Annotated in this window: 17 protein-coding genes and 1 pseudogene; 5 read left to right on the top strand and 13 right to left on the bottom strand. The window is 73.1% G+C overall.

Annotated elements, in window-relative coordinates:
- Positions 1 to 9: 9 nt before the first annotated feature.
- Entirely contained in the window at positions 10 to 2,769 is a 2,760-nt protein-coding gene (locus AB0L45_RS24315) for an ATP-binding cassette domain-containing protein (protein ID WP_365843245.1), read from the bottom strand.
- Complete coding sequence (locus AB0L45_RS24310; RefSeq protein WP_365843243.1) at positions 2,766 to 3,293, bottom strand: hypothetical protein; 528 nt, start codon at positions 3,291 to 3,293, stop codon at positions 2,766 to 2,768. Before AB0L45_RS24310 ends, AB0L45_RS24315 begins: the two co-directional genes overlap by 4 nt.
- 113 nt (positions 3,294 to 3,406) lie before the next feature.
- Here AB0L45_RS24310 and AB0L45_RS24305 point away from each other — a divergent pair, with 113 nt between their 5' ends.
- The 5 genes from AB0L45_RS24305 to AB0L45_RS24285 all read left to right on the top strand — a co-directional run bounded on the left by AB0L45_RS24305 (position 3,407) and on the right by AB0L45_RS24285 (position 8,080).
- Positions 3,407 to 3,961 (top strand): hypothetical protein, encoded by a 555-nt coding sequence (locus tag AB0L45_RS24305; RefSeq protein ID WP_365843241.1) that lies wholly within the window; start codon positions 3,407 to 3,409, stop codon positions 3,959 to 3,961.
- The gene (locus AB0L45_RS24300) at positions 3,939 to 5,273 is read left to right on the top strand and encodes an ABC transporter substrate-binding protein (protein ID WP_365843239.1); all 1,335 of its coding nucleotides are present in this window, start codon (positions 3,939 to 3,941) and stop codon (positions 5,271 to 5,273) included. The genes AB0L45_RS24305 and AB0L45_RS24300 overlap by 23 nt, the downstream gene beginning before the upstream one ends.
- A 454-nt stretch (positions 5,274 to 5,727) precedes the next feature.
- Positions 5,728 to 6,735 carry a hypothetical protein gene (locus tag AB0L45_RS24295; protein ID WP_365843237.1) on the top strand — a complete coding sequence of 336 codons (1,008 nt, stop codon included), beginning with the start codon at positions 5,728 to 5,730 and terminating at the stop codon, positions 6,733 to 6,735.
- A 71-nt stretch (positions 6,736 to 6,806) separates the two neighbouring features.
- Positions 6,807 to 6,977 carry a hypothetical protein gene (locus AB0L45_RS24290; RefSeq protein ID WP_030640137.1) on the top strand — a complete coding sequence of 57 codons (171 nt, stop codon included), beginning with the start codon at positions 6,807 to 6,809 and terminating at the stop codon, positions 6,975 to 6,977.
- A 53-nt stretch (positions 6,978 to 7,030) separates the two neighbouring features.
- Positions 7,031 to 8,080: a YafY family protein gene (locus AB0L45_RS24285; protein WP_365843234.1), complete on the top strand. Its 1,050-nt coding sequence runs from the start codon at positions 7,031 to 7,033 to the stop codon at positions 8,078 to 8,080.
- Between the two features lie 10 nt (positions 8,081 to 8,090).
- Here the strand turns inward: AB0L45_RS24285 and ctaD are convergent.
- From ctaD to AB0L45_RS24230, 11 genes and pseudogenes are all read right to left on the bottom strand, one after another.
- Positions 8,091 to 9,719: pseudogene (ctaD, locus tag AB0L45_RS24280) on the bottom strand (cytochrome c oxidase subunit I); the annotation flags it as partial.
- 200 nt (positions 9,720 to 9,919) lie between these two features.
- The gene (locus AB0L45_RS24275) at positions 9,920 to 10,195 is read right to left on the bottom strand and encodes a gas vesicle protein K (protein ID WP_031008978.1); all 276 of its coding nucleotides are present in this window, start codon (positions 10,193 to 10,195) and stop codon (positions 9,920 to 9,922) included.
- A 34-nt stretch (positions 10,196 to 10,229) separates the two neighbouring features.
- Positions 10,230 to 10,448 (bottom strand): gas vesicle protein, encoded by a 219-nt coding sequence (locus AB0L45_RS24270; RefSeq protein ID WP_365843232.1) that lies wholly within the window; start codon positions 10,446 to 10,448, stop codon positions 10,230 to 10,232.
- Positions 10,445 to 11,272, bottom strand: coding sequence for a GvpL/GvpF family gas vesicle protein (locus tag AB0L45_RS24265; RefSeq protein WP_365843230.1), 828 nt, complete (start codon positions 11,270 to 11,272; stop codon positions 10,445 to 10,447). The genes AB0L45_RS24270 and AB0L45_RS24265 overlap by 4 nt, the downstream gene beginning before the upstream one ends.
- Positions 11,269 to 11,595, bottom strand: coding sequence for a gas vesicle protein (locus AB0L45_RS24260; RefSeq protein WP_365843228.1), 327 nt, complete (start codon positions 11,593 to 11,595; stop codon positions 11,269 to 11,271). The genes AB0L45_RS24265 and AB0L45_RS24260 overlap by 4 nt, the downstream gene beginning before the upstream one ends.
- Positions 11,592 to 12,851, bottom strand: a complete 1,260-nt coding sequence (locus AB0L45_RS24255; protein ID WP_365843226.1) for an SRPBCC family protein — start codon at positions 12,849 to 12,851, stop codon at positions 11,592 to 11,594. Before AB0L45_RS24255 ends, AB0L45_RS24260 begins: the two co-directional genes overlap by 4 nt.
- Positions 12,844 to 13,512: a DNA primase gene (locus AB0L45_RS24250; protein ID WP_365843224.1), complete on the bottom strand. Its 669-nt coding sequence runs from the start codon at positions 13,510 to 13,512 to the stop codon at positions 12,844 to 12,846. Before AB0L45_RS24250 ends, AB0L45_RS24255 begins: the two co-directional genes overlap by 8 nt.
- Positions 13,513 to 13,678: 166 nt before the next feature.
- Positions 13,679 to 13,924 carry a gas vesicle protein GvpG gene (locus AB0L45_RS24245; RefSeq protein WP_365843222.1) on the bottom strand — a complete coding sequence of 82 codons (246 nt, stop codon included), beginning with the start codon at positions 13,922 to 13,924 and terminating at the stop codon, positions 13,679 to 13,681.
- Between the two features lie 3 nt (positions 13,925 to 13,927).
- Positions 13,928 to 14,668 carry a GvpL/GvpF family gas vesicle protein gene (locus AB0L45_RS24240; protein WP_365843220.1) on the bottom strand — a complete coding sequence of 247 codons (741 nt, stop codon included), beginning with the start codon at positions 14,666 to 14,668 and terminating at the stop codon, positions 13,928 to 13,930.
- Positions 14,665 to 15,096, bottom strand: coding sequence for a gas vesicle structural protein GvpA (locus tag AB0L45_RS24235; RefSeq protein ID WP_365843218.1), 432 nt, complete (start codon positions 15,094 to 15,096; stop codon positions 14,665 to 14,667). The genes AB0L45_RS24240 and AB0L45_RS24235 overlap by 4 nt, the downstream gene beginning before the upstream one ends.
- The gene (locus tag AB0L45_RS24230) at positions 15,093 to 15,413 is read right to left on the bottom strand and encodes a gas vesicle protein (protein WP_365843216.1); all 321 of its coding nucleotides are present in this window, start codon (positions 15,411 to 15,413) and stop codon (positions 15,093 to 15,095) included. The genes AB0L45_RS24235 and AB0L45_RS24230 overlap by 4 nt, the downstream gene beginning before the upstream one ends.
- Between the last annotated feature and the right edge of the window lie 391 nt (positions 15,414 to 15,804).

The following is a 15,804-nucleotide window of genomic DNA, read 5'->3' as shown; positions in this document are numbered from 1 at the left end:
GCTGCCCGTTCACGGCCGTGGCTCCGCCAGGACGCGGTGGGCGGGCCCGCGGGTCACGATGCGGCCCGCCGCCATCGCGTAGACCGTGTCGGCCAGACCGGCGACCAGGTCGAGGTCGTGCTCGACGACGAGCAGGGCCGTCCCGTCGGCCGCCACGGCACGCAGGACGTCGGCGAGCGTGGCCACCTCGGCACTGTCCAGGCCCGCCGCGGGTTCGTCCAGCAGCAGGGTGCGCGGGCGGCCGGCGAGGGCACGGGCCAGTTCGACGCGGCGCAGGGTGCCGGTGTCCAGGCCGGTGACGGGCGCGGTGCGCAGCGGCCCGTCGAGGGCGAGCAGCTCCAGCGCCCGGCCGGTGGCGGCCGCCGGGTCCGGTACGCCGCTCTGCTCGGCGCCGACCCGGACGTTCTCGGCCACCGTCAGCCCGTCGAAGACCGCGAGCTGCTGGAAGGTCCGGGCCAGCCCGAGGCGGGCCCGGGCGTGCGCGGAGCGGTGGGTGATGTCGGTCCCGCCGAGCAGCACCCGGCCGCCGGCGGGGCGCAGGGTGCCGCACAGGCAGTGGAACAGCGTGCTCTTGCCCGCCCCGTTGGGCCCGATGAGCGCGGTGATCCGGCCGGGCGCCACGGCCAGGTCGACACCGTCCAGGACGGTGAAGCCGTCGTATCGGGCGCGGAGGGCGCGGGCGGTGAGGCGGCCGGTGGGGGAGGGAAGCACGGAGAGGGCCGGGGAGGCGGGAGGGGGGCTCGGGCTGCGGGGCGCGGGACGACGGGGCTCCAGGGCTCGGCTTCCGGCCGTCGTACGGCCTGCCGCCGTACGGCGCACGGGCGTACAGTTCACGGGCGTGCGGTCCGCCGGTATACGGCCCGCCGCCGTACTCCCCGCCGCCGTACGCCCCCGCGCCACCCGACCCCGTACCCGCGCACCCAGCGGAGACAGCCGGACCTCCGGCGCCGCGGTCAGGCGGGCGACAGCCGCGCGCAGGGCGGCGTACGGGCCGTTGGGGAGCCGCCCGGTGAGCACGGCGAGTACGCCGATCACCGCGGCGGCCGCGCCGCCCTGCGCCCCCGAGTCCAGGCCGACCAGCAGCACCGCGGCGGCGAGCGCCCCCAGCAGGCTGTCGGCCCCCAGGACCAGCACGGCCGCGAACCACAGCAGGCCGCGCACCGGGTCGTAGGACGCCGGGTCGAAGGCGCGCAGCGCCATGCCGAGCATCCCGCCGCCCAGCGCGGCCAGGGCGGCGCCCACCGTGAAGGCGGCCAGTTTCAGGGCCGGTACGGGTACACCGGCGGCGGCCGCCCCCGGCTCGTGGTCGCGCATCGCGGCCAGCGCCCGCCCCGTACGGCCGCGGCGCAGCGCCGCCACACCGGCCAGCGCGAGGCCGAGCAGGACCAGTTCGAGGACGTAGTACGCGCGGTCGCCGCCGAAACCGGCGGGGCGGTCGAGGGTGAGACCGGCGGTGGCGTACGGCTGGGCGAAGACGAAGCGGCTGACGGCGACGCCGAAGGCGAGGGTGGCCAGGGCCGTCGCGAGGCCGTGCCGGCGCAGCGCGGGCCGGCCGGTGAGCAGGCCGAGCGGCGCGGTCAGCAGGACGGCCAGCAGCAGGGCCGGGAGTCCGGGGACGGCCGGCAGGCCGGGGAAGCGGCCGGACGTGAGCAGCGCGGTGGACAGGGCGCCCAGTCCGGCGTACGCGGCCTGGCCCAGGGAGATCTGGCCGCCGCGCCCGGTGACGACCACCAGGGAGAGCAGCACCACGGCGAGCGCCGGTACCTGCACGGCGGTGCGCAGATCACCGCCCGCGAAGCCCAGGGGCAGCAGGAAGAGGATGCCGCAGACCAGCCAGGCGCGGCCGGCGTGGTCGGGCAGCCGGCCGGTGCGCAGGGCGGTCGCGGGGCCGTGCGGCGCGGCCGCCAGGGCGTGGGGGACGCCGAGGCCGCGCAGGGCCGGGGCGGTGGCCAGCAGGGCCACGACGAAGAGGTTGGCGCCGACGGCCTGGACGAGGGGTTCCAGGCTGCCGCCCGGGTGCAGCCGGGTGAGCTGGCTCTGTGCGACACCGATCCCCAGGGCCACGGCCACCGCCACCGGCAGGCTGCGCAGCCCGGCCGCCACCGCGACCGCCATCACCTCCATGACCAGCAGCGGCAGCCCGTACGGGTCCAGGCGCAGCAGCGGCGCCAGCAGCACGCCCGTCAGCCCGGCGGTGAAGGAACCGAAGGCCCAGCCGGCGGCGGCGACCCGGTCGGCGTCGATGCCGCCGAGGACGGCGAGCGGGCGGTTGTCGACGACGGCGCGCAGTTCACGTCCGAAGCGGGACCAGCGGGTGACGGCGGCGACCCCGGCGGCCAGGGTGACGGCGGTACCGAGCTGCGCCCAGGGGTCGTCGGGCAGCAGCGCGGGTGCGTCGGCGCGGGCGCCCGGGCCCCAGAGCAGGCTCGCGCCGCCGACCAGGAGGACGAAGACGCCGAGGGAGGCGACCAAGGTACGGGCCGGGCCCGCGCCGTGCACGGACAGGGGGCGGAAGACGGCGCGGTCCAGGACGAGTCCGAGGCCGGGGGCGACGACGAGGAGGGTGCCGGCGGCGGCGAGCGGCAGCGGCCAGTTCCAGCCGACCGCCAGCTGCCGCAGGACGTAGGCGCAGATCATGGCGACGGCGCCGTGTGCGAAGTTCAGGACGCCGGTGGCCCGGTAGGTGACGATCAGTCCGATGCCGGTGAGCGCGGCGGCGCTGCCCACCGCGAGTCCGGCCAGGGTGAGGTCGTACGTGAGGGAGCTCACCGGGCCGGGCCGGGGTGCGGGGGGTCCGGCTCACAGACGGGGCAGGGGGCCGGAGGGGGTGCGTCCGTTTCGGCCGGCGGGGGCCCGTCGCCGTAGGGCCGGGCGTCCGGGCGGCCGGCCACGAGTGGGCAGCCGGGCCGGTGCAGAAGCGTTCCGCCGGGAACGGTGAGCGGCGGGCCGGCGTCCGGTCCCTTCGGCTCGGCCACCGCCCCGCCCGGCTCCGGAGCCCCGCCCGCCCCCACCGCCGCGTCATCGCCCCCGTACGCCACCAGCAGCCCGTACAACTCCTCCACGCGCGCTGCCGCGAGCCCCTGGTCGCCGCGTGCCACCAGCACCGCACCCGCGATGATCAGCGCGGCCCCCGGGATCGAACAGGACGCCAGGAACGGGATCTGCCGCTCGGCGAACCGCTCGCCGGACATGCCGTACCAGCCCACCGCGCACAGCACCGCCCCGCCCGCCAGCGCCGCCCAGCCGCCCCACGGAGCCAGGCGCGCCCCGAACCGTGTTCGCGCGTTGCGCATCACGCCCCCTCGCGGCTTCCGGCGAATGCCTGCACTATGCCCTGTGGAGACAGCACCTAGAAGGCTTGTGCCAGACCGGCTCCGGGCGGTCGCGACGACAGGCGGTGGTGTACATGACGGTCCGTGGGGGGCGTGCACGGAGGGTTCCGGCGCTGGTGGCGGCGGTGCTGCTGGTGACGGCCGGGGCGGCGGGGTGCAGTGACGCCGAGGACAGCGGGCAGCGCGCGCCCAGCGGGGCGTCGTCCGGCCCGCAGGACACGGGTACGGGAACGGCGACCGCCGGTTCGCCGACGGCCTCCGGGTCCGGCCCGGCCGACCCGGCAGCCGCCGAGCGCGAGATCAAGGAGAACTGGCAGAAGTTCTTCGACCCGAAGCTGTCCAACGCCGAGAAGGCGAAGTACCTCCAGAACGGCGAGCAGCTCCAGCTGCTGCTGGAGGCGTTCAACGGCGACCAGCGGGGCCGGCAGGTCGCGGCGCGGGTGACCGCCGTACGGTTCACCTCGGCGACCGAGGCCGATGTGACGTACAGCCTCACCCTCAAGGGCGCCACCGCGCTGCCGAACGCCAAGGGCGCCTCCGTCTACCAGGACAAGGTCTGGAAGGTGTCGCTCAAGACCCTGTGCGCGCTGGTGAGCATGAGCGGCAATGCGGACGCGCCGGGCTGCTGAGGCGGCCGGTGCCGCCACGGTGGCACTGCTGCTGGCGCTGACCGCGGCCTGCGGCAGCAGGCTCCCGGAGAGCGACTTCGAACACCGCGGGACCGCGCCCGCCACCGGCGGCCCCGCGCATGAGCCGGTCGTCGTCGGGGTCATCACCAGCACGACGAGCCCGGTGGGCGGCGAGGCGTTCACCGGGCCACGGGACGGCGCGCTGGCGTACTTCGCGGACCTGAACGCGAAGGGCGGCGTCAACGGCCGGCCGGTGCGCGCGGTGACCTGCGACGACGGTGGCAGCGGTGTCGGCAACAACGAGTGCGTGCGCAGGCTCCTGACGGAGGACAAGGTGTTCGCGCTGGTCGCGACCACCGCGCTGGACTACGCGGGCGCGCCCCGGGTCTCCGCGGCGGGCGTGCCCGACATCGGGGGGCAGCCGGTCGGCGCCGCCTACGACACGTACCCCCACCTGTACGGGATCTACGGCAGTCAGGCGCCCCGGGACGGCAAGGCGGCGGGCTGGGGCGGGCGGCTGTACGGCGGCACGGAGGTCTACCGCTACTTCAAGCGCGTGCAGCGGGCCCGCAGCGCCGCCGTCGTCTCCTACAACCAGGCGGCGTCCGCCGCGTACGCCCGGCTGATCGTGCGCGGCCTGGAGGCCGAGGGGTACGAGGTGACCAGCGAGCAGGTCGACTTCGCGCTGCCCAACTTCCCCGCGGTCGCCGCCGGGCTGCGCGACCGGGGCGCCGATCTGGTCTTCGACGCGCTGGACACGCACGGCAACGCGCAGCTGTGCGAGGCGATGGACGCGGCGGGCGTCCGGCCCACCGCGAAGGTCACGAACGTACAGAACTGGTCGGACGCGGTCGCCAAGGACTACAAGGACTCGCCGGGCTGCCGCAACGCCCTGTGGGCCACCGGCGCCAGCCGCAACTACGACGATCCGGGGAACGGCCCGGGCGGCGCGGCGGTACGGGACTTCCGTGCCGGGATGGCCCGGTACGCCGAGGGGAAACCGCTGTCCCAGTGGCAGCTGGAGGGATGGGCGGCGGCGATGTGGTTCGCCGACGCGGCGCGCTCCTGCGGGCAGCGGCTCACCCGCGCGTGCGTGGAGCGCTTCGTCGGCCATGGCGCCCCCTACACCGCCCGTGGCCTGCTGCTTCCCGTCTCGTACCGGCCGCTGGCCGAACCGCCGGCCACCGACCGCACCTGTCTGTCGGTCGCCCGCTGGCGCGACACGGCGCGCGGCGGCCGGGGCGGCTGGGTCACCCAGGGCGACATGGACACCAACTGTTTCACCGTCCCCCAGCTGCCGTACCGGCCCTGAGAGCCGGTACGGCACCGCGTGTCCACCCTGTGGACACGGGCGCCACGGCGCGGCGAGCCGATGGCTGCACACCTCGTGACGGGACGGCCCGGGACGGCATAGCTTGTGGCGATACAGCACGGCACAGAACCGACGATCAACGGTTCGGGAAGGTTCCCTGACGCCGCTACCGATGTCCTAACTCTTTCGGAACAAGTTGGCCAAAGGCCTCAACCCGGAACCCGGGGCCGCGGTCTAACCGTTCAACGGGCGGACGACGGTACTCGTCCGCGGTGACCAAGGGACACGGGGACGGAATACGGGGACGCATGCACAGCTCATTCCTGATTCTCCATGCCCACGGCACCGGGGGTACGGTCCGCGCCGGCGCCCGGCGGACCCGGCCCCGCCCGGAGCACGGGGCGTACGCAACCAAGGACGCGGCGCAGGCCGCTGTGAGAGGGGTGCGGAGGGTATGAACGCGTCGACGCAACTGCCCGTGACGGGCGCCGGGACGGCCGGTCCCGAGACCGTCGCTCCCGTGCGGGCCGAGGCCACCGCCACGGACCCCGCCGACACGGACGCCACGGCCGCCGGCCGCGGTGCCCGCCCGGCGAACGGCTCCGCCCAGCCGCTCCGCGCGGACTGCATCGCCGACTCCGCGGGCGGCCTGACCTTCGACATCACCGCCCCGCAGGGCACCAGGCCGGTCTGGAGCGCGGCGCTGGTCCTCGGCCCGCGGGACGGCGGCGCCGACGAGGAACTGCGGCTGCCGCTCGGCCCGAACGGCTCCGGACGGCTGCGCGCCGTCCTGCCCAGCACCGTCGCGCTCCCCGAAGGCCGCTGGAACGCCTACGCCGACCTCGGGGACGGCCGCGGCCCGCAGCGGCTGCTGCCCGGCGTGACCGACCTGCGCTCCCTGGTGGACCGCCGCCCGCTGGCCGGGATCGGCCGGCTCGGCGTCCGCATCCCGTACACGACCAGGTCCGGCGCGCTCGCGCTGCGCAGCTGGCTGCGCGGACCGCACGCCGAGGCCGGGGACGTCCACGTCGACGCCGGCGGCGTGACGGTCGCGGGCCGTCTGTACGGCGCCGCGCTCGGCCCGGGCGCCCGCGCCGAGGCCACCACCCGCCACGGCGCCGCGGACGCCGACGGGCCGGTCTCCCGCATCACCGTCCCGCTCACCGGCGAGGGCCCCGACTTCGCCTTCACCCTGCCCTTCGGCCGGCTCGCCGAGCGCTGGGCGGGCGGCAGCGAGAGCTGGGACCTGTGGCTGCGTACGGCCGAGGAGGCCGAGCCGGTGCGGATCGCCCGGCTGCTCGACGACGTACCGGAGAAGGGGGAAGCCGTCAGCCACCCGGCGCTGTCCGTCGGCTGCCCGTCGGGGCGGCTGAGCATCGGCCCGTGCTACACCCGCGACAACGACCTGACGGTCCGGGTCACGGGCGCCGGGGCGGACGGGGCGGGTCCGGCAGATTTTTGACCGGGGCTCGTCAGACAGGACGCATAACACCGCATGCCGGGGGCACTCGGAGCAGCGGAGGTGCGATTCACATGGTTCCTGTTCTTCTGGTACTGCTTCTGGCATTGATCCTGTTCGGCGCGGGTTTCGCGCTCAAGGCACTGTGGTGGGTGGCCGTCGCGGTCCTGGTCGTGTGGCTGCTCGGCTTCCTGTTCCGTTCGACGAGCGCAGGCGGTGGTCGCACACGCTGGTACAGGTGGTGACGCCGGGTACCCGCGGACCGTAGCTGTCCGCATGTCCTGCCAGACTTCCCGGCATGTTGGAGACCTCGGCACGACTGCTGCGCCTGCTCTCTCTCCTGCAGGCACACCGCGAGTGGACGGGCGCGGACCTCGCCGACCGGCTCGGCGTGACTCCGCGCACCGTCCGCCGTGACATCGACCGCCTGCGCGAACTGGGCTACCCCGTCCACTCGGCCCCCGGCACCGCCGGGGGCTATCAACTGGGCGCGGGCGCCGAACTGCCACCGCTGCTCCTCGACGACGAGGAGGCGGTGGCAGTCGCCGTGGGGCTGCGCACCGCCGCGGCCGGCGGCGTCGAAGGCATCGAGGAGACCTCCGTACGGGCCCTGGCCAAGCTGGAACAGGTACTGCCGCACCGGCTGCGCCGCCGCGTCGGCGCCCTCAACGCCTTCACCGTCCCGATGCTCGGCCGCCCAGGTCCCCGGGTCGACGCCGCCGTCCTCACCGAGCTGGCCAACGCCTGCCGGGACAGCCGGCAGCTGCGCTTCGCGTACGCGCGCCACGACGGTACGGTCGGGCGCCGCACCGTGGAGCCGCACCGCCTGGTGTCCGCGCAGCGCCGCTGGTACCTCGTCGCCTGGGACGTGGACCGCGGGGACTGGCGGACGTTCCGCGCCGACCGCATCACCCCCACCCCGCCGCACGGCCCGCGTTTCACCCCGCGGAAAGGCCCGGCCGACGACCTTGCCGAGTACGTCTCGCGGGGCGTGTCCACCCACGCGTACGCCGAGCGGGCCACCATCCTGCTGCACGCCGGCGCCGAGGAGGCGGCCCAGCGGATCACCCCGTCCGACGGCGTCCTCGAACCGCTCGACGACCACCGCTGTCTGCTGCACACCGGCGCGCACCGGCTGGACGTCCTGGTGATCCACGTCGTGCTGATGGGCTTCGACTTCGAGGTGCGCGAGCCGCCGGAGCTGACGGAGCGGATACGGGAGGTCAGGGACCGGCTGACCCGGGCGCTGGACCCGGCTCCTTCGGGGACCGCCCCGGATCCTCCTGCGACGCCTGCGGCTGCTGCGACTCCGCAGGCTCCCGCGACTCCGCGGCGTCCGGCGGAGTGAGCCGCACGATGTCCGGATGGTGCAGGTCGAAGGCGGGCGACTCCGAGCGGATGCGCGGGATGGTCAGGAAGTTGTGGCGCGGCGGGGGGCAGGAGGTCGCCCACTCCAGGGAGCGGCCGTAGCCCCACGGGTCGTCCGTCTCGACCTTCGCGCCGTACTTCGCCGTCTTCCAGAGGTTGTAGAGGAACGGCAGCGTGGACAGGCCGAGCAGGAAGGCGCCGACGGTCGAGAGGGTGTTGAGCAGGGTGAAGCCGTCGGCGGCCAGGTAATCGGGGATCCGGCGCGGCATTCCCGCCACACCCAGCCAGTGCTGGACCAGGAAGGTGGTGTGGAAGCCGGTGAACAGCGTCCAGAAGTGCAGCTTGCCGAGCCGTTCGTCGAGCATCTTCCCGGTGAACTTCGGCCACCAGAAGTAGAAGCCGGCGAACATCGCGAAGACGACCGTGCCGAAGACGACGTAGTGGAAGTGGGCGACCACGAAGTACGTGTCGGTGACGTGGAAGTCCAGCGGCGGCGACGCCAGGATCACCCCCGTCAGCCCGCCGAACAGGAAGCTCACCAGGAACCCCACGGCCCACAGCATCGGCGTCTCGAAGGACAGCGAGCCGCGCCACATCGTGCCGATCCAGTTGAAGAACTTCACCCCCGTCGGCACGGCGATCAGGAACGACATGAACGAGAAGAACGGCAGCAGCACCGCGCCGGTCGCGAACATGTGGTGCGCCCACACCACCACCGACAGCCCGGTGATCGCCATCGTCGCGCCGATCAGCATCACGTAACCGAAGATCGGCTTCCGGGAGAAGACCGGGATGATCTCGGTGATGATGCCGAAGAACGGCAGCGCGATGATGTAGACCTCGGGGTGCCCGAAGAACCAGAACAGGTGCTGCCACAGCAGCGACCCGCCCCACTGCCCCTCGAAGACCACCGAACCGAAGCGCCGGTCCGCCTCCAGCACCAGCAGCGAGGCCGCCAGCACCGGGAAGGCGATCAGCACCAGGATCGAGGTGAACAGCACGTTCCAGGTGAAGACCGGCATCCGGAACATCGTCATGCCCGGCGCGCGCATCCCGATGATGGTGGTGAGGAAGTTGACGGAGCCGAGGATGGTGCCGAAGCCGGAGAGCGCCAGCCCCATGATCCACATGTCGGCGCCGATGCCGGGGGAGCGGACCATCGAACTCAGCGGGGCGTAGGCGGTCCAGCCGAACTCCGCACCGCCGGTCGGCGTCAGCAGACTGCCCAGCACGATCAGGCCGCCGAAGAGGAACAGCCAGTACGAGAGCATGTTCAGCCGCGGGAACGCCACATCGGGCGAGCCGATCTGCAACGGCATGATCTCGTTGGCGAAGCCCGCGAAGGCCGGGGTGGCGAACAGCAGCAGCATGATCGTGCCGTGCATCGTGAACGCCTGGTTGAAGTCCGAGTTCGTCATGATCTGCAAACCCGGGCGGGCCAGCTCGGCCCGCATCAGCAGCGCCAGCAGGCCGCCGATCAGGAAGAAGCCGAACGCGGTGATCAGATAGAGGTGGCCGATCTTCTTGTGGTCGGTGGTGGTCAGCCAGGTCACCACGACCGCGCCGGGCCGCCGCGCCCGCACCGGCCCCGGGCCCGCCTCCACGGTGTCCGTACCCATCTGCGCCACCTCGTTCGCCAAGAAGCCCGGCAGCGGCCGGCGGACCGGTGCGGCCGGAAGTCGTCAGGGACGTGCTAAGGGACGTGCTAAAGGACGTGCTCGGACTCAGGCCATGATGGCCGTACGGGCCCGGTCGCGCGAGGGGGTGTGCGCAGCGCGGCCGGATCATTGCGGCGGGCCGCGGCGCGCCGCCGCGGTGCTCACTCCCTGGGCAGCAGCGGGCCCAGCGGCCCGAGGTCGAGGTTCAGTTCGTCCTTCCCGATGCCGTACCGCTCGCACAGCTCGCCCATCCGCCGCTCCAGCAGCATCAGCGTCAGGCCGATCCGCTCCTCCTGGTCCTCGGACAGATCGCCCTGGTCGACGCGGCGCAGCGCCTGCCGTTCCATGAGCTGGTGCAGCAGCTCCACCACCGTCAGCACGAGCCGCACCAGGTCGCGCTCCACGGTGTCCTCGTCCAGTTCCACACGCCGGCTCACGGCGCCACCTCCTCCTCGGCTTCCTCGGACCTCATCAGTCCAACTCCTCGAACGGCGAGGGAACGTCGGCGTTGACCGAGCTGATCAGGGCCCGCAGATCGATCCGTACGAGATCCACTTCGGCGATGCGCAGGGTGAGGTCGCCCGCGATCACCGCGCCGCCGCCCAGCAGCCGGTCCAGCAGGTCGACCAGCGCGATCTGCCGTTCGGCCAGCGGGTTGTCCGGCTGCGGACCGGCCACCGGGGATGTCATACGGCACCGGTCCCGGTGTCCCCGCCCGCCTCCGGGGGCTGCGGCGGCTGCGCGAAGGAGTACGGCGCCCACGGCCCGGTCAGTTCGATCCGCACCCCCGGGCTGCGGTCCGCCAGCTCGCCGACCAGACCCGCGAAGGCACCGGCCTGTTCGCGCGGGATCAGGTAGGCGCCGTTGAGCACATTGCGGCCGCTGACACCGGACAGCCGGGCGTCCTGCGGGCGGTGCAGCCGGCTGCGCTCGGCGAACTTGTCCAGCGCCTCGTGCGCGGCGCGGGCCAGCTCGTCGGCGCGCCGCTGGTTCTGCTCCTGGGCCTGCCGGTGGGCGAGCCGCCGGCGCAGGAAGTCACGGCCCGAGCCGTCGGCGGGCGCCTGGCGGGCCGAACCGCCCGCGGGCACGGCGGGCTTGGCGGTCCCGGCGTCCTCGACGTACGCCTTGACACCCCACTCCATCCGGCCGTCCAGGCTCACCAGCGCGCTCAGGAACTCCTCGGTGCGCTGCGCGAGGACCTGCCGGACCCCGCGCGTGTCGCGGTGGACCGTCACCAGGCGCAGCGGCAGCACACAGAACTCCGCGGCCGCGGTGTCCACCACGCTGCGGTGCGCCCGGGCGGTCCGCTCCAGCCACGCCATGTCCTCCAGGTGGGCGCGGAGCGCCTCCTCCTCGAAGTCGGCGGCGGGCACCCGGGAGACCAGGGCGGCGAGCGCGCCCTCCGTGACGGTCTCCACGGGTGCGTCCGCCACGCCGAGCAGGCCGTCCGGCGGTCGGCAGCCGGCCCGGGCGACGGCGTAGGTGTACATCAGCTCGGCGCCGTGCGTACTCAAGTGATCTCCTCTCGGGACTCCTGCTCGCCCTCCAGGGCGGCGATCCGCTCGCGCAGCCGCTCGTTCTCCTGGGCGAGTTCGCGGCGCCGGGCACCGGAGGACAGCGTCGGGTCGTCGCGCCACCAGTCGATGCCCATCTCCTCCGCCCGCTCGACCGAGGCCACGATCAGCCGCAGCTTGATCGTGAGCAGCTCGATGTCGAGCAGGTTGATGCGGATGTCACCGGCGATCACCACGCCCTTGTCCAGGACGCGTTCGAGGATGTCGGCGAGGTTGGCGCCGCCGTTGGAGGAGCCGTAGGGGGACGGGACCTGGGAACTCATCGGGCCGGCTCCGGCTCCCGCTCGTACTCGGCGTCCTCCTCGTCCGCCGGTTCCTCCTCCTCGTCGACGGGCTCGTCGTCCGCCGCCTCGCCGTCCGCGGGCTCCTCGTCGTACGCGTCCGCGGCGTCCTCCTCGTCGGCGTCCTCGTCCTCGTACGCGTCCTCGGGCTCGTCCGCCTCGGCGTCCTCGGCGTCGGCGTCCTCGTCCTCGTACGCGTCCGCGGCGTCGGTCTCGTCGGCGTCTGCGGCTTCGTCGGCGTCTTCGGCTTCCTCGTCCTCGTACGCGTCCGCCGGCTCCTCGTCACGGGAGTCACCGGAAGCATCGGAGTCACCGGAACCGTCGGAGTCACCGGTGTCGCCGGACTCCTCCTCGTACGCGTCCTCGGACGGCTTGCCCGCGCCCGCGGCGCTCTCGGTGTCCCGCTCCTCGCGGTCCTCCTCCTCGCGCTCCACGGCCTCGTCGTGGCTGACGACGACCTCGCCGTCGCGGATCTCACCGCGCCACTCGCCGGTCGCCTCGCCCCGCATCATCACGAAGCGGCGGTAGTTCTTCAGGTCCAGCCGTGCGCGGCGGCCCTGCGCCCGCCAGATGTTGCCGGTCTTCTCGAACAGGCCCTTGGGGCAGTACTCGATGACCAGCAGGACGCGGGTGAGGTTGGCGGCCAGCTCGTGGAAGGTGACGACGCCCTTGAGCGTGCCCTTGGCGCCCTCGGAGGTCCAGCTGATGCGCTCGTCGGGGAGCTGCTCGGTGGTGTGCGCCTTCCAGCTGCGGGTCGACCAGAAGACCTTGGCGCGCCAGTTGGACTCGGTGTCGTCCGTGGACTCCACCCCCTGCACCCCCTTGGCGAAGGTGCTGAACTCCTGGAACTGCGTCCACTGGTTGTACGCCTCGCGCACCGGCACGCCGACGTCGACGTCCTCGCTGATCGTGACGAATTTGCCCTTGCCGCCGCCGCCCTTGCGTCCGCCGCCGAGCTTCTTGAAGGCGCCCTTGACGGAGTTCTTGGCGGTGTCCTTGACCGCCCCCTTGAGGGTGTCCTTGATCACCGGGCCGATCAGGCTGTCGCTGCGGCCCTCGGCCACGTCCGTGAGCCGGGTGGTGGCCTCGCCGAGCCGCTTCCCGGTGGCCACCAGCAGGCGCTGGGCCTGTGCGGCGGCGAACGAGACGGCCTCCTCCTTGAGGCGGTCGACGGCCGGGTTGCCGGCCACGCTCTCCTTGACGGCGGCCATCGGGCCGCCGGACCTGGTGTCAGCCACGGCTCTCGCCTCCGCTCCGGCGGGTGGTGGAGCGGGCCGTCTTCTTCGCGGCGGACGCGGTCTTCCTCGGCGCGGCGGCCGCCTGCTTCGCGGGCCGTTTGCGCTGGTCCGATGTGGTCTTGGTGCCGGACTTGGCGCCGGTCTTGGCCGGGGTCTTCGAGGAGCGCGCGCCCGCGCCGCGCTTCTCGGCGGCGCCGCGTCCCGCGCTCCCGGACTTCCGCGAGCCGCTGCCGCGGCTTCTCGACGAGGTCTCCTCCTCGCCGCCGTCGGACGCTTCCTCGTCGTCCCGTCCGCCGCCGGCCACGCCGCGTACGGTGTCCGCGGCCTTGCCGCCGACCTCGCCCGCGTCCAGCCGGTCGCGTACGTTCAGGGTCCGCTCGTGCAGGCTGTCCGCCAGGGAGTCGAGGCGCTTGGTGACCAGTGCGCCGGTCGCCGCCTTGCCCACACCCTTGAGGTCGCCGCGCAGCTGTTCGCGCAACTCCTTGAGCTGCGGGTTGGCGGCTATCTGGTCGTTGACCAGGGAGACCAGTTGCTGCGGGCTGAGGTTCAGGCGCTTGCCCAGGACCATGCTGCCGATACCGATGGCGAGCTTGGCCTTTTTGGTGCGGCCGAGCAGATAGCCTCCGGCGACGGCCAGCACCAGTGCCGGCCGGTTCTTCATGTCGGTGATCTCCTCATGTCAGTCGCTTCCGTCCGCCGTCCTGTTCGGGACCGGGCGTCCGGCGCGATGCTTCCCGGGGATCTCGTGCTGTCCGGGTCGGTGATGTCCTTGCGGTACGGGGGCGGAGCCTGCCGCCCCCCGGGGTGCGGCGCGGGGGCCGGGGCGGTCACGCCTCGGACTGCCGGCGCCGCAGTTCCTCCAGCCGGTCCAGCAGCGCGTCCTCGCGCCGGTCGAACTCGGCCTCGTCGATCTGCCCGTTGTCCAGCTGTTCCGCCAGTTCGCGCAGTTCGCGCTGGACGACGGCCGGGTCGTAGTACTGCCGCTCGGCCTCGGTGAGGACCTGCCGCAGCACCCAGCCGGTCCCGCGGACGGGAGCGGCCGGGAGCAGCAGCAGTTCCTTGATCAGGCCCATCGGTCACTCCGCGGCGGCGGACTCTAGCGGGCGGACGAAGCTGTACGGCGGGAGCGGCCCGTTGACCAGCAGCTCCAGGTGCGGGTGGTCGGTGCCGAGCCGGTCGGCGGCGTCCAGGAAGGCCGCCGCGTCCTCGCGCCGCATCAGGAAGGACAGGTTCACCAGCCAGCCGGCGCCCTCGGGCCCGGGGCAGGACTGCTCCGCCTTCGGCGTGAGCGCCGACTCCACGGTGTGCGCGTCCGCGACCTCGCGGGCCCGTACGGCGTTGGCGACCAGCTCGCCCAGGCGCAGCTTCTCCTGGTACGCGCCGCCGCCGGCGGCCTGGTTGGCCTCGTTGAGGGCGCGGATCTCCGGCTCCTCCGTCAGCACCCGCCGCAGCACTTCCTCCTCGCGGTGGGCGGCCTTGACGTTGTACTCGACCCGTCCGTTGAGGTCGTCCAGCTGCGCCTTGTAGTGCTCGGCGTGCTCGGCCAGGACGTCCTGGACCGCTTCGTCGTTGTCGGACAGCGAGCCGAAGCGCAGCGGCAGTACCGCTCCGTCCGCTCCGGCCTCGGTCAGTACGTGCTGATGGGCGAGCAGGTCACGGCGCTTGGGCCGCAGCTTGTCGGGGCAGTCGCTGACGATCGCCGCCAGTTCGCCCTGGCGCACGACGCGGACCGGGCGCGGCGGGTCGCCGATGCCCAGGATCTCCTGCTCGGGCTTCGGGTGGTCGGCGCGGGCGATGCCGTAGACGTACGTGCTCACTCGCTCTCCTCCTTCTTACGGGAGGCGGTGCGCCGCGGCCTGCGCTGCGGCTCGCCTTCGCTCTCGCCCTTGTCCCGCCCCTGGCCGATCGCCTCGGCGAAGGTCTCGGCCGCGCCGGAGAGCGCGCCCTTGGACTTGCCCTTGGCGCCGGACTCGGTGACCTGGCCGACCACGTCGGGCAGGCCGGGGCTCTTGTTGGCGCCGGTCTCCAGGTCGAGGCGGTTGCAGGCCTCGGCGAACCGCAGGTAGGTGTCGACGCTGGCCACCACCACACGGACATCGATCTTGAGGATCTCGATACCGACCAGTGAGACGCGGACGAACGCGTCGATCACCAGGCCGCGGTCGAGGATCAGCTCCAGTACGTCGTAGAGGCCACTGGTGCCGCCCCCGCCCCCGGACTGCTGTTGTGCCGGGACAACGGTCATGACTGTGGTCTTCCTCTCGCACGCTCGTAGCGGCTGACGCGCCGATAGCCCGTGAGCATGCCGTCCGGGTCGAGCGAGACCTCGTACAACGCCATGAGGCTCATCGTCTCGGGTACCCGGGCGAGCTCCAGCACCTCGGTCTCCAGGACCCAGCCGTCCTCGGTCCTCTCGAACCGGGACACGGTCTCGGGGGTCAGTCCGGTCAGCTCGGCGAGCTGTTCCCGGGCCGACCGCAGGAGTTCCGGTGCGCTGGGGCGGGCGGACGCCGCTCGTCGGTTGTTGCTCTTGTCCGGTGTGTTCGCTGTGTTGTCTCCCATGGGCTCCTCGGCATCAGCGAGTACCGCACCGCGGTGGACTCAAACCCGCCGACCGGCACGGATGCGTGCGAAATATGCTGCGGCGGCGTGCCGTCGGCCCATTTCCGGGATCCCGGAAACCGTAAAAACAAAGGAATGAACGGCTGCTGACGGGGAATTAATTCCGGCCCGTTCCGGAGAGCGCCACGGCGGTCGCCGGCCACCGATCAAGGCCGAAATCAGACCGTCCGCGATTCCCACCCGGTTGGTGCAGTGCCCGGCTCGTACGGGTGACGGAATCGGAGGCAAACACGCGCGGTCACGCTGTGACAGAAGTGTGACCAAGGGGGGACCGGGCGGGTACGCGCGTATGGCACCCCGGCCCTTCCACCTGCTGTGCGGTGCGCCTACG

The organism is Streptomyces sp. NPDC052496 (assembly GCF_040679095.1).
In the GTDB taxonomy this organism is placed as follows: domain Bacteria; phylum Actinomycetota; class Actinomycetes; order Streptomycetales; family Streptomycetaceae; genus Streptomyces.
Note: the sequence above shows the minus strand (reverse complement) of the source record. Positions and strands in the feature narration are given on the sequence as shown.